Consider the following 12,585-nt stretch of genomic DNA (forward strand, 5'->3'; position numbering starts at 1 on the left):
GCATGAAGGAGATTTGGACCGCGACGGCAGGGGATCTGTCCCAGCGGCGAGAACCGATAGCGATTCCAGAGACGACGAGTGGACCCGGCGCAGCCGTCCCTATCGTCATCGATCCAACTAGGCGCTACCAGTATTGGGAGGGGGCCGGTGCTGCTCTGACGGACTCCAGCGCCTACCTGTTCATGACGGCCATGGATGCCGACCAGCGTCATCGGATTCTGACCGAGCTCTTCGACCCGGCTCAGGCGGGCCTTTCCGCCCTGAGGATCTCGATGGGGTCCTGCGATTTCTCCAGCCAGCGCTACTACTCCTATGATGATTTGCCCGAAGGGGTTATGTCGGATCCGGGCATGGCCTACTTCTCCATTGGGCAGGGGAAGCCAGGCTCGCCCGAGGCCACCAGGGACATGAAGTACATGGTCCCCGTCCTTCAGGAGATCATGGCCATCAACCCGGGCGTGCGGATCCTGGCCTCTCCCTGGAGTGCACCCGCCTGGATGAAGGACAGCGGTCGGCTGGACGGGGCTGGGCGTTTGCGGCTGGGTCAATACTGCGGCAACGGCTACCGTTCACGTGACACGGTCGATGCCGCCTATGCTCGCTACTTTGTCCGGTTTATTGAGGCCTACCAGAAGTTGGGGATTCCCATCTCGGCAGTGACCATGCAGAACGAGCCCTCCAACAATCCGCCATGGCCCATGACGATCTGGACTCCTGAGGAGCTGGTGCGCTGGGGCGTGGACTACCTGCGTCCGGCACTGGACCGTAGCTTCCCCGAGGTGGAGATCTTCTTCGGTGATGACGGTCTGAGGTTCTTCAGTCGCCCGGTCAGCGACTATATGACTCCTGTGGAGGCCCTGAGCTTCGCCGGGACGGCCATGCATACATACTCCGGCCTGCCCAAGTGGGTGGTGAACGCCACCAGACAGTTCCCGGGATGGCGCTCGGTCATGAGTGAGCGCCGCTGCATGCTGGACGAGCGGGTGGACGAGGCAAGCCACGTCATGTTCGGGGAGATAGGCATCGGACTGGTCCGTCAGGGCGTGGGCATGATCGACCTGTGGAATCTGGCCCTGGATGAGCAAGGTCTGCCCAGCTGGGCGCGAACCATGGGTCGGCGCGGGGTCATCACTGTCGACTCACGAACCGGCGGGGTCAGACGCAATCTGGAATACTTCATGCTTCGCAATTTCGGGCAGGACGTACCGGTGGGCGCTCGCAGGGTGGCCTCCACCAGCCATACCCGCGACGGCCGGACCGGCGGTCTGGGCTCGGTCGCCTTCGTTCGCGACGACGGTGAGCTCAGCGTCATCCTCTACAATCCGACCGGAGCGCCCATCCAGGCGGCCCTGACCGTCAATGGCTGGGGCGCCAGGTGGCGATCGATAAGCGTACCGGCCTTCGGGACGGTCTCCTGCCACATGTCGAGCTCCGACCACCTCAACCGCAGCACGGTGCCCGAGGATGACCAATTCGTCGTTCATATGACTCCACACCCAGCTGATGACCACGACGAGGGAGAGGACGGCCAGGACTGATCCGACAACGGCGGTCGTTGCTTGACTCTGATGGTTGGATCCAGAGTAAGGGCGGCCGCCGTTTCTTGTCGATCGAGTCGATCGCGTCGCTGCCAAAGCCATGCCTGCAGGAAGGGTTCACTGCACCGGCATGCCCGCCAGCCTTTCATGTGTCCTTTATCAGTTAATTCGGCACGCAATCAATCCTATCTCTGGGTTTCATGACAGAATAGGCGATAGTACCGAGTGAAGGCGGCTGCAGATTTGGGAGGTCGAAAACGTGAGTGACGATCGGCGACCGGGGCAGGTGTGGATAGTCAAGTTCAATGGGGCGGAAGAGACCCGGCTCAAGCCTGGCGAGACCGTCGAGATCGGCCGCAAGCCTCTGCGTCCACTGGCCGATGATGGTCGGCGTCGTCTGGAGGTGCCCGATAAGACTAAATCCATGTCCAAACGACATGCCATTTTCTCCGTCGACAAGGATGGTCTGGCCACCTTGCGCGACATGGGTTCCACCAATGGGTCCTATCTGATCCAGTCCGACGGATCACTGGTCAGGCTGCCTGTGGATGCCGCCTTCCCCCTGTCCAGCAGCTCGGCTCGGTTCCAATTCGGTGATGTCCCTGTCGACTTCGTGCGCATCAGCAATCCCGAAGAAGATAAGACCGACCCTGCGACCCGGGTGCCTGACCTTTTCTCATACTCCACACAGCCCCGTGGCATGGTTGAACCTGATGCAGCTGAAATGTCCGTCGATGACATTCTGGACATGCGCGCCGGCGAGCCCACTGGCATCTTCAAGGCCGATGGGGTCCGCAACAGGGTCACTGCCCTGCACGATATGGCTCTGGGTGCCGCCAAGACAGCCGATTCCTCCCAAGAGGCCGACAGCGCTCCACAAGATCGTCCCAGGTCTGTCCCATTCGCTCGCGACTCGCAGGACAATCCGTCGCAGCCCGCAGATTCGCGGGGCTCGCAAGCCAGGTATTCTGACGACTCTGATTCAGCCGAGCGTGGCCAAGCTGACAGGGGGGCGGCTGATGCAGACTCAGCGGATGATCAGGAATCGGATCGTCGCAGGGTCTATGCCGATCAGCCGGATGACAGGGCATTCGAAGACCGCCAGGGTGACCGGCGTGCAAATGATTTCCAGGCCCAGGGCGCCCGTGGCGAAGCTCGTCGGCCTCTGCCATGGCAGGAGCAAGAATCCGAGCAGGGCCTGCCGCTGGTCGGCACCCAGGAGGAGGATAGCCAGCCTGTCGACCGCGACCTTTTCGCAGATGCTCGCCGTTCCCGTTCCGCTGAATCCGCTTCTGATCAGAATCGCTACGACCGGGATGCTCGCGATGCCCGTGATGTCCGTGACGATCGTGCAACTTCCGGCCGCAGCGGCTATGCGGACGACCAGTCACGGCAGGGTCGGAGAGACCAAGCGGACTCGGCTCAGGGGTTCACCCCGCTGGGAGCTGTAGAATTGGCCCGCCTGTCCAAGAAGGAATCGGATCAGGCCCGGCGTCCCCAGCAAGCGGACGAGCAGGGTGATGACCAGCGTTATCAGCCAGCCTTCGAGCCCGGATCCGTCTTCGAACGGGTCTCCAAGGGGAACTACGACCGTAGCCAGGAGGCTATCGTAGTGGACGGGATGAGCTCAGATGATGCCAAGCGTACCGGGGACTTCGCCCTGCAGTTCGCCATGGCCAAGCATCGGCAGCTGCTGCCTTTCCTGGCGATGAATCCGTCTCTCTATGATGATCTGTACGCTTGGTTGGAGGCTCAGGGCGACCAGGACATCGACGCGGCCCTGCGCAACAATGACGGGTATCACGAATATCTGAATGCCGTGCGGAAGTGAGTGAACGGATGAGCGAGACGGTAATGAGCACCGGGGGATTGGAAGAGGACAAACGTGCTGAAGATGCCCAGGCATCAACGGCTGGTTCTTCCTCCGATCGCGCGGCAGAAGAGGTCAAGGCCCCGTTGACTCCCCTGGAGCGAATTCGAGGATGGCGCCAGGATTACCAGAACCAGGTGGGCCTGACCCCCTTGGAGAATGTGTCGCAGTTGGCGGCGCAGATGGACCTGACGCATGCGCATCCTTCAGGCATCGCCCAGCTTTTCGCCAGCGGCCAGGTCCATTTGGATGCGCTCTTCCGAGACCGTGGGATGCTGCGAGCAGCCCACCGGCGCATGGAGCGGGTTCTGGACGATCAGGCCGCCAAAGAGCGTGCCAGCGGTTTCGCCCAGCTTTCCATGGTGGTGGGAGTGGCTGCCTGGCAGGGGCGCGACATGCCCGTGCTGCTCTATCCCGTTCGTATCGACGAGAGCACACAGGGGGCCTCCAGGGCCTCCATCAGATTCACAGGCAAGGTGGATCTTAATCCTGCCTTGATCTCGGCCATGCGTGAGCGGGGCATCACCCTGGATCCTGACCGTCTGTTTTCCGCTTCCCACTATCAGGGCGGCACCCCCGAAACTTCATCCCTGTTCAAGGACATGACGGCCCTGATCACGCCGCATATCAGCGACTTCACCATCGAACGGAAAATCGTTCTGGGATGCTTTATCGAGCCATCGGCCCAGCTGCTGGGCGAGAGCCTTCGGATTCTGGACCGGATGACCACCGGGTCCACCGGCAACGATCTGCTGGATGCCCTGGCTGGCGACCAGGCTGCCTCCGAGCGGCTCAAGGGCGGACCTGTGCCTGACTACAGCCCCTTCGATGCAGACCCTCACAGTGAGTTCGAAGCCGGAGATGTGGACAACCGGGTCCGTTATGCCGCCCAGCTGGTGGCGACCGGACACAGCGTGCTCGTGGATGAACAGACCGGCCGCCACAGCGCCGACGATGCTCTGGCCATCGCCTCGCGCTGCGTCACTGCTGGAAGAACCGTACTCTATGTGCCCTGTGTGGTGGAGGAAAAGCGGCGCTTCCAGCGTCGTCTGGATGCCGCCGGGATGGCGGACATGGCTCTTGATCTGACCGACGACCAGCTGGGCCGGGTCCTGGACCAGCGGCTGATCGATGCAGTGGGGTTCAAACCCGGCAAGGCCAGCGAACACTTCGATCAGGTGGCTGACGAGCTTGTGGGTGTCCGCTCCCGGCTGACCCGCTACCTGGGTGATCTGCATGGAGTGGATTCCAGCTGGGGGGTTTCGGCCTACCAGACCATTCAGAATCTGGCCAACATCGCCAATATGCCTACGCACCCTGCCACCCGTGTCCGTCTGGGCGCAGCCACGGCCCACAACCTGCAGCCCGAGCTGGATGCCTGGGCAGACAAGCTGGAAAGGGCTGCCGAGCTGGGCGAATTCGTGATCGGTCCTCAGGACACGCCTTGGTTCGGCGCCACCCTGGTCAGCGAGAACGAGGCTGTGGACGCATACTCCCGTGTGGTTCGCCTGCTGCAGCGGCTTCTGCCGGACACCCGCGAACAGGTCAAATCCACCGTGGAGACCTGCGGATTCCCCGTGCCGGCCACCGTCAAGGATTGGGGTAGGCAGGTGGTGGTCCTCAAAAATCTGCGCCGGGTACTGGATGTCTTCCAACCCTCCATCTTCGAGCGTGACATTCCCGCCATGATCGAGGCCACCAAGTCCAAGGCCGACCGCAAGGCCAATGGCACCAATCTGGGATTCTGGGAACGCCGACGTCTGGTCAAGGAGGCCAAGAGCCTGCTCAGGCCCGGTGCCCAGGTCGAGGATCTGCATGAGTCGTTGGTGGTGGTCTCCAAGCAGGCAGAGCAATGGCGGACTTTTGTCCCCCACGGCGGCTGGCCGGTCCTGCCGCCCAAGCTGGACGTCATCATCGATACTCAGGAATCCCTGATTCGCGACATGACGGCTCTGGACACCGTTCTGGCCTCGACTCCGGCTGGCGGCGATCTTGAGACCATGGACTTGAACAAGGTTGAGGAACGGCTCAAGGCCCTCTTTGACGACCATACAGCCCTGGATACCTTGCCTGAGCGCTGCGCCCTGGAGGACGAATTCAACAAGGCGGGGCTGCAGGATCTGGTCCAGGACCTGCGCAACCGCCAGGTTGGGGGCAAGGCGGTACGGGCTGAATTGCAGCTGACCTGGTGGACCACGGTCTTCGATGACATCATGCGCTCCTCGCAGATCATCTCCAACCAGGACGGTTCCGCCCTGTCCAATGCAGCCGACCGCTTCAGCCAGGTAGATGCCCAGCACGTGGCCAGCGTAGGGCCCATGGTTGCCCAGGAGAGCGAGAAGCGCCTGTCCGAGCTGCTCTTCTCCCGCACCCAGGAGGCCAATCAGCTGCACACCATGCTGGCCGGCAGTCCCGGTGCCTCCCTTGCGGTCTTCCAGCAGGCCCACCCCGGCATCCTGTCGGCGGCCAAGCCCATCATCATTGCGACTCCGGCTACGTTGGCGACCAGGACGAATCCGACACAGCTGGCTGACACGGTCATCATCGATGCCGGAGCCCATATGCCTTCCATCCAGGTGCTGACCGTGCTGGCTCGTGCCCGGCAGGTGGCGGTCATCGCCCACCGGCCTACCATCACCTCGGATGGCCTCTTGCAGCTGGTCGACCATCTGGTCCCGGTCACGGTCAAAGCCCGGCCCTCGCGCCGCTCGATTCGGCTGGACACCTTCCTGAAGGATCATGGCTATGGGGATCTGTCGGCGCCCGTCCCCGATTGCCGAAAGCCTGGGAGGGTAACCCTGACCAGGGTGGATGGTGCTGGCGTCCCTGTAATGGCCACTGGGCTGGTCGAGTCCAGCCAACAGGAGGTGGCCGCCGTTGTCGACATGCTCCGACGCAAGGCCGGATCCTTCTCCCTGGTGCCGAACAGCTATCTGCTGACTGTGGTCACCCTGTCGGCAACCCACCGCTCCAGGCTGGGCGCCGAACTCAAGTCGGCAGCGGCCAAGGACAGGGCTTTCGCCAAGTTCCTGCGGCATGTACGCATCGTTGGCATTGACGAGGTCTGCGGAGCCAGGGCCACGGACGTGATCCTTACTCTGGGTTTTGCGAAGACCACCCACGGCCGTCTTCTGCAGCAGTTCGGCGATCTGGAAGGCGAAGGGGGCAAGGGCATGTTGCTGGATGCTCTGGTCCTGCCGGATCGGAATCTGGACATCGTCGCGGCATTCTCGGCTGATGATCTGGAGGCCGACCGCATTCACCAGCCCGGACCGCGTTTGCTCAAGGATCTGTTGAACTGGGTTGAGCATCCTGATACGGAACCGACACGGCCCGAGCAAGCCGAGCAGTCCACTAATGTGCTCTTCGGGGATCTTGCCCAGCGCTTGCGGACCCGGGGGCTGGATGTAGCCCTGGATTACGGGTACGATCAGGCGCCCCGAATTCCGCTGGTGGTGGGGCTCAAGAACAAGCCCTATGCTTTGGCCGTGTTGACCGACGATGCCGAGTTCATGCACACCCAGTCCACCCGGGAGCGTCACCGGTTCACCACTGAGGACTTGCAGTATCTTGGCTGGTCGGTCATGACCGTCTGGAGTGTTTCGGCCTTTGTCAACCCCGATAAAGAAGCCGACAGGATCGTTGCCCGTCTTGCCGATATCTACCAGCAGGCGCGTTGATGGCGGATAATCAGCTGGATCGCGATAATCAGTTCGATGAGCCTGCGGCTCCGCACCGACGTCGGCATCGGCGGGTGGTTCGTCCAGGCAAGGAGCGGTTCGATGTTGATGGCATCGAGGAGGATCCCCAGGACCGTATCTGTACACAGGATCGGCTTGACGGGGATGACCGACGGATTCTGGGCGAGCTGCCGCCTCACTGGGGGCTCTTCCCCAATGAGCGCGGCGACTGACTGTCGGGCCTAGTTCTGGCTCTTGGGCAGTCTGGTTCCGACCTGTTGACCGTCTGTGTTCGTTGATTGGTGGATGTCGTCGGCAATCTGGCGCAGCAACTGAAGGCTCTGGTCCTGGGGGCTTGGAGCGTTGGGCTGGTCCTTGATGCCCGAGGCCGCCCGGCTCAACTGCCGTAGCTTGTTGATGGGCATGATGATGCAGAAGTAGACGGCGATGGCGATCAAGAGGAAGTTGAGCAGGGCTGTCAGAATGGCGCCGAAGGAGATTGTGGCGTTCCGGTAGGTGATGGTCAGGAGTCCCGACAGGTCCGGTTTGTCGAAGATCATGGCAATCAGGGGGCTGATCAGATTGTTGACGATGGCGTTGACCACGCTGGTCACTGCTGAACCCATGACCACACCCACGGCCATATCGACCATGGACCCACGCGAGATGAACTGCTTGAATTCGCCCAGCACGCCCTTGTTGCTGAGTTGCGAGATTTTGTGGACTGCTTCGGCGGTATCTTTGGCCGCCACCTGGTTGATCGAGGCCATTCTGCATCCTTCCGTAGCTGATATGAGGCATGGAAAGCCCATGCCTGCTTCTTTCTCCATTATCGCGGGCCCAGGATTGTTTCGGTTTTCCGACATGATTGGAGGGTGTCGATGCAGAAGTTTTGTCGGGTCGGATGGCAATGACCGGGGTGGATGGATCCAGCGATAACAGAAGCAGAGCCTGACTGGCGTCCAGGGCGAAGGCGGCCTGTGACCTTTGGCGGACTTGATTGCCTTCCCGTCCTTCCAGATCGGATCGATCCCTGGCCATGGTCTGTGCCGGCTGCAGAGCCAGTGCCTGTTCGGCTATCATGCAGTGTCCACCGCCTGGGGTCTGCTCGGGAGTCGGCGTCTGCAGGCCCTTGACTTGCTGGACATGGGGAAACTCAGGTTCCCTGTTAACGCTAGGCCGGTCTCGCGCTGAGGAGGGTGGCAGAGGATTCTGATATGCAGAATGCGCGCCGGCACCGGCTGGGCAGTCTCCCCAGGCCAGCAAATTCACTTTGTCGCCAGCCTGCAGGTCTCCTGGATCATCGGCGAGGCGGACGGTCACCGGGGTGGTCCCGGGCGGCTGTGCAGGTCTGTTGCTGATCATGGCCGTGGTCAGCGGTTGCCCTGTGTGAAGGCTGATCATCAGCCGCCGCCCACGTACCTGTCCAAACGAAGAGATCAGGCCGGGCAGCAGTTCCCTGCCATGCAGGATTCGCGTTTCAACCATGCCAGGCTCGATGGCTGATCCGCGTGCAATAGGCCGCGAGGCGACCAGTATGGACAGGCGGCCCTGGGCCTGGACCAGGATCTGCAGGGTGCAGAAGACTGCCAGCCCCAATGCAAGGGCGGCTCCCGCACGTCGCAGCTTAAAAAGCCGCCGTCGGCGGGTCAGGGAACCGGCGGCAGCTGAAGGCTTGTCCTTATTGCTGAATATGGAAAAATCGACCATGCGCCCAGCCTGTCAGGATTTTGGCAGGCATGTGGGTCCGCATGGTCGATGTGGTCGAATGTGCCTCTCGGTCTACTTGCTGCTTGTGGAGCTTGAAGAGGAGGAAGATGAGGCTCCGTCGGTCCGGTAGAAACCATGGCCCTTGAACTCGATGGGCACTGCGGAGAAGACCTTGCGGACCTGCTGCTGCCCGCACTTGGGGCAGATGGTGATGGGCTCGTCGTTGAAAGACTGCTCCTTGGTAAAGTCGTATCCGCAGTTCTTGCAACGATAATGATAGGTGGGCACCGTTCTTTCCCTCCGCTGATGGTCGGTTCGCGCGACGATTGGTTCAACACCCAATATCCTAGTGGTGGCTTCGACCAGAAGAATCGGCACCGGGCCTTTCGTCAGTCTTGTTCATCACCATTATGGTCCGCTCTGGGCCCTCGTGACAGACCTGCGGCTGTGGGCGTGAAACCTTCGGGCGTCAGGACGGCATCCACAGGAAGATCATGGTCCAGATGCGGCAGAGGTTTTTCCACGAATTCGCCGGGCCAGCAGATGCCCACCACCGGAGTCTGTTCTGCTCGCAGGCACAGAGCCCGGTCATACCAGCCCCCGCCCCGACCCAGACGAATGCCGGCATGGTCGATGGCCAGTGCGGGCACCAGGATCAGACCGGCTTGATTCAAGGCCTGTGCTGGCAGGGCCGACATATCGGGTTCGTCCGGCCGCCAGCCGGGAATCCGCTTCATGTCATTCAGATCCCGCTCTGATTGGAGGCGTCCCCAACCTACTTGGGTGCCCGTGCCAAGCATGGGGATAAGCACCTGGTAGCCCCGGCCCAGCAGGAGGTCCAGGCTGGGGTCCATGGCTATCTCCCCGCGAATGGAGGCAAAGGCAGCCACGGTCAGGCTCTGGCGGCCTTGGGAGCGCTCGACCTTGGCAAGCACTTGGTCGGCCAACAGGTCGGCCAGCTTACGGCCTGCGTCCAGGCATTGGGCCCGATTGATGCGCCTTCGGGCTTCCAGCAGCCGGCCGCGCCGATCCTGTTTGTCCATATCGATGCGTTCCTGCTTGTTCATGCACTCAGTTCTACCAGCAGGGGCTCTCCCTAATGGACGTATGCCTGCCTCGGATGCCGTTCGGTGAGAACATGGAATCATGTCGGTTCTGCATACCTTCCGCCAGGTCTGGCAGGGTTCCCGAGCCCGTTCGAACAATGCCCTGGAACTGCCTGATCGTCTGACTCCACCACCAGGCCATGGGGATTTCCTGCTCAGGCCCATCCGCGAGGGTGACCAGGCAGCCTGGAACGCGGTCCGATGGAGGAATCGTGATTGGCTGGCCCCATGGGAATCAGGGGATCCCCGTCATGGACCCGGCATGACCTATGCCCAGTGGATGCAGGAGTTGGAGCATTCCCAGCAGGAGGGCACCTCAGCGGTCTTTCTGATGGAGTTTCATCAGAGCATAGTGGGGCAGATTTCCCTGGGCGCCATCCGCTATGGGTCCATGTGCACGGCGACTGTGGGCTATTGGGTGGACCAGGATTGGATCGGTCACGGATTCGCACCCCTGGCTTTGGCCATGTTGGCGAATTGGGCCTTCAGAGACAGGAGGGGGCCCCATCTGCACCGTCTGGAGGTGGCGATTCTGCCTGAAAACCAGCGCTCCCTACGTGTGGTCCAAAAGCTGGGGATGGAGTCGGAGGGACTGCGCCGCAGCTATATGTATGTAAACGGACAGTGGCGGGATCACCTGACCTTTGCCTGGGTCAGCGACCAATTCGATCCCGATTTGCTGGCTCGTCTATAAGCTTCTGGGGCGGACATGGTCGACACGCTGGGTTTGACTTGCCGCTTGGGGCATACCGTCAACTAACGTAGTACCTATGGTTTATGAATCACTCAGCAGCATTGTGGTTTTGGTGATTGCGGTGATTCTGGTGCTGGGTTGGCTGCCGTTTCGCACCGTCAAAGGCATGAAGCGGGCCTCGGAGCATCGCCAGGACAGGCTTTCCACCTCCCTGCACATGGTGGGTCGGGAAGACGGCATGAGGTTCTGCGACAGGCAGTCGAGGACGGTGAAAGGGTTGGTCATGCAGCAAGGGCAGCAGGATGGCAACCGGCGCAGTCAGGCCCAGCGCATCAAGCAGATCAGACAGTTGCGCCGCGCGGCCATACGTCGTCGTCGCATCCTGGTCCTTGCCCTCTTGGTCGTCACCCTGCTGGTGGCTGGTTGCTCCTTCCTTATGGACTACAGCCCATGGTTTACTCTGATTCCCCTGGCGCTGGTGATAGTGGTATTGGCCGCAGGTGCGCATGCTTCAGCCCAGGCTCGAGCCTGGGAGCGCAATTTAGCCCAGCGGCGTGCCCGGCAGCGTCGTCAGCAGGCGGCCAGTCTGACTAAGAGCAAGACCCCCAGCAAACCTGGGCAGGCCAAGAATGAGGGTCGCGCGGAAACTGCCACGGATGTGCTTGACCAGGGTGAGATTCGCCGAACACTGGCCCAGGCCAAGGCTGATCAGCAGGCAGCCCTCAAAGCCAGGCAGCACAATTCGTCCAAGCCCGCAAAGTCTGCAGTCAGTAGCAGCAAGGCCAAGAGCTCAGCCGGGTCCGCCAAGTTGAGCGAAAAGACTGCTGCACAGACCGGGCATACGTCGAACAAGCCGTCCGCCGCTAAGAAAGCCTCTGAACGGACCCCAGCCAAACAAGCGGCTTCTCGACCGGAGGCTTCGAAACCAGCAACTACCAAATCTTCAAGGGTCCAAAAGGCTGCCTCCAAGCCAGCAGCACCCAAGTCGTCAGTGGACAAGTCAGTTGCCTCTCCGCAGTCGGCATCCGTGCAATCCGCTACCACCCGGTCAGGTAAGTCTGGATCGGTCTCTGTGCCTGCCGGCAAAGAGCACTCAGCTTCGTCGGCTCAGTCCTCCACATCAGGAGAATCATCGTCTTCGGCTAAGGCCCAGGACGATGCCACCAACGAACTCGAACGTATCAACCCATCTCCGGCCTTGGATGCCTTCGGCATGGCTGCAGGCCAGGATCTGATCTCCTTCTCCCTGGGATCAGACCGTGGCGAGGGATCAGGCAAGGACGGCAAGAAGAGCGAAGACGAGGGTCCCCGCAGCCTGGAGATCAAGTCCACCCGACAGGTCTCCGTGGCCCGTCCCCCCCAAAAGAAGAAGGCCGAAGGGCAGCCCGACGACTTTCACAAGCGGGAGATGCAGGCCCAGGTCGAGGCGCCTGATCGCAGCGAGGACTCCCTGTCCATCGGCGTGGAGGCTATATTGGCCCGGCGTCGTCCGGCAGCCAAGTCGTGAGCGACCAATCGACGACCCTTCTTTCACCACCAGCGTTAGCACTCAAGTTGGCAGAGTGCTAATTTCGCGCTACTATGACTTGTAGCGCAAAGGAATGCGTGGTGAGTGTTCGTCAGCCTCTCATCGACGTTCCGGCGTGGGTTCATTGGCTGTTCTCACAAGATGTAGGAGGTCCACAGTGTCGATTTCACTCACACCGTTGGAAGACAAGATCGTCATCAAGCAGGCTGAGGCGGAGACCAAGACCGCTTCCGGGCTGGTCATCCCCGATACCGCCAAGGAGAAGCCCCAGCAGGGCGAGGTGCTGGCGGCAGGACCCGGCCGTCGTGACGACAAGGGCGAGCGCATCCCCATGGATGTCAAGGTTGGCGACAAGGTTCTGTACTCCAAGTACGGCGGCACCGAGGTCAACTACGGCGGCGAGGACTACCTGATTGTGTCCGCACGCGACGTTCTGGCCATCCTCAAGTAACGAGGCGG

General features: G+C 61.4%; 11 protein-coding genes and 1 pseudogene. 8 read left to right on the forward strand and 4 right to left on the reverse strand.

What is annotated here, in order from left to right; all coding sequences use genetic code 11:
• Positions 1-2 precede the first annotated feature (2 nt).
• The 4 genes from AACP62_RS01460 (at position 3) to AACP62_RS01475 (ending at position 7,321) form a co-directional block, all read left to right on the forward strand.
• Positions 3-1,538 carry a glycoside hydrolase family 30 protein gene (locus AACP62_RS01460; protein WP_198182972.1) on the forward strand — a complete coding sequence of 512 codons (1,536 nt, stop codon included), beginning with the start codon at positions 3-5 and terminating at the stop codon, positions 1,536-1,538.
• Between the two features lie 259 nt (positions 1,539-1,797).
• Complete coding sequence (locus AACP62_RS01465) at positions 1,798-3,369, forward strand: variant leucine-rich repeat-containing protein (protein WP_339345861.1); 1,572 nt, start codon at positions 1,798-1,800, stop codon at positions 3,367-3,369.
• A gap of 8 nt (positions 3,370-3,377) precedes the next feature.
• Complete coding sequence (locus tag AACP62_RS01470) at positions 3,378-7,088, forward strand: helicase (RefSeq protein ID WP_339345863.1); 3,711 nt, start codon at positions 3,378-3,380, stop codon at positions 7,086-7,088.
• Complete coding sequence (locus tag AACP62_RS01475) at positions 7,088-7,321, forward strand: hypothetical protein (RefSeq protein WP_044097724.1); 234 nt, start codon at positions 7,088-7,090, stop codon at positions 7,319-7,321. Before AACP62_RS01470 ends, AACP62_RS01475 begins: the two co-directional genes overlap by 1 nt.
• Positions 7,322-7,330: 9 nt before the next feature.
• Here the strand turns inward: AACP62_RS01475 and AACP62_RS01480 are convergent, their stop codons facing one another.
• Positions 7,331-7,741 carry an MscL family protein gene (locus tag AACP62_RS01480; RefSeq protein ID WP_415873641.1) on the reverse strand — a complete coding sequence of 137 codons (411 nt, stop codon included), beginning with the start codon at positions 7,739-7,741 and terminating at the stop codon, positions 7,331-7,333.
• A gap of 571 nt (positions 7,742-8,312) precedes the next feature.
• On the opposite strand from AACP62_RS01480, the gene AACP62_RS01485 reads away from it, so the two are divergent.
• Positions 8,313-8,594: a hypothetical protein gene (locus AACP62_RS01485; RefSeq protein ID WP_232342741.1), complete on the forward strand. Its 282-nt coding sequence runs from the start codon at positions 8,313-8,315 to the stop codon at positions 8,592-8,594.
• Here AACP62_RS01485 and AACP62_RS08325 read toward each other — a convergent pair.
• From AACP62_RS08325 to AACP62_RS01495, 3 genes and pseudogenes are all read right to left on the reverse strand, one after another.
• Positions 8,508-8,798: pseudogene (locus tag AACP62_RS08325) on the reverse strand (SAF domain-containing protein); the annotation flags it as partial. The gene AACP62_RS01485 and the pseudogene AACP62_RS08325 sit on opposite strands and share 87 nt — an antisense overlap.
• 72 nt (positions 8,799-8,870) lie before the next feature.
• The gene (locus tag AACP62_RS01490; protein ID WP_044097723.1) at positions 8,871-9,086 is read right to left on the reverse strand and encodes an FmdB family zinc ribbon protein; all 216 of its coding nucleotides are present in this window, start codon (positions 9,084-9,086) and stop codon (positions 8,871-8,873) included.
• A gap of 101 nt (positions 9,087-9,187) precedes the next feature.
• Positions 9,188-9,865 carry a 5-formyltetrahydrofolate cyclo-ligase gene (locus tag AACP62_RS01495; RefSeq protein WP_198182968.1) on the reverse strand — a complete coding sequence of 226 codons (678 nt, stop codon included), beginning with the start codon at positions 9,863-9,865 and terminating at the stop codon, positions 9,188-9,190.
• Between the two features lie 79 nt (positions 9,866-9,944).
• Between AACP62_RS01495 and AACP62_RS01500 the strand changes: the two genes are divergently transcribed.
• The 3 genes from AACP62_RS01500 to groES all read left to right on the forward strand — a co-directional run bounded on the left by AACP62_RS01500 (position 9,945) and on the right by groES (position 12,577).
• Positions 9,945-10,598: a GNAT family N-acetyltransferase gene (locus AACP62_RS01500; RefSeq protein WP_198182966.1), complete on the forward strand. Its 654-nt coding sequence runs from the start codon at positions 9,945-9,947 to the stop codon at positions 10,596-10,598.
• 76 nt (positions 10,599-10,674) lie between these two features.
• Positions 10,675-12,105 carry a hypothetical protein gene (locus tag AACP62_RS01505; protein WP_198182964.1) on the forward strand — a complete coding sequence of 477 codons (1,431 nt, stop codon included), beginning with the start codon at positions 10,675-10,677 and terminating at the stop codon, positions 12,103-12,105.
• Between the two features lie 178 nt (positions 12,106-12,283).
• Positions 12,284-12,577 (forward strand): co-chaperone GroES, encoded by a 294-nt coding sequence (gene groES, locus AACP62_RS01510; RefSeq protein ID WP_015022393.1) that lies wholly within the window; start codon positions 12,284-12,286, stop codon positions 12,575-12,577.
• Positions 12,578-12,585: the final 8 nt, after the last annotated feature.

The organism is Bifidobacterium apis (genome assembly GCF_036986835.1).
Lineage (GTDB): Bacteria > Actinomycetota > Actinomycetes > Actinomycetales > Bifidobacteriaceae > Bombiscardovia > Bombiscardovia apis_A.

Coding starts and splice junctions, on each gene's coding strand:
- AACP62_RS01475 (WP_044097724.1), top strand. CDS start 7,088: ATGGCGGATAATCAGCTGGATCGCGATAATCAGTTCGATGAGCCTGCG.
- AACP62_RS01480 (WP_415873641.1), bottom strand. CDS start 7,741: ATGGTCGATATGGCCGTGGGTGTGGTCATGGGTTCAGCAGTGACCAGC.
- AACP62_RS01500 (WP_198182966.1), top strand. CDS start 9,945: ATGTCGGTTCTGCATACCTTCCGCCAGGTCTGGCAGGGTTCCCGAGCC.
- AACP62_RS01495 (WP_198182968.1), bottom strand. CDS start 9,865: ATGAACAAGCAGGAACGCATCGATATGGACAAACAGGATCGGCGCGGC.
- AACP62_RS01485 (WP_232342741.1), top strand. CDS start 8,313: ATGCGCGCCGGCACCGGCTGGGCAGTCTCCCCAGGCCAGCAAATTCAC.
- AACP62_RS01505 (WP_198182964.1), top strand. CDS start 10,675: ATGGTTTATGAATCACTCAGCAGCATTGTGGTTTTGGTGATTGCGGTG.
- AACP62_RS01470 (WP_339345863.1), top strand. CDS start 3,378: ATGAGCGAGACGGTAATGAGCACCGGGGGATTGGAAGAGGACAAACGT.
- AACP62_RS01460 (WP_198182972.1), top strand. CDS start 3: ATGAAGGAGATTTGGACCGCGACGGCAGGGGATCTGTCCCAGCGGCGA.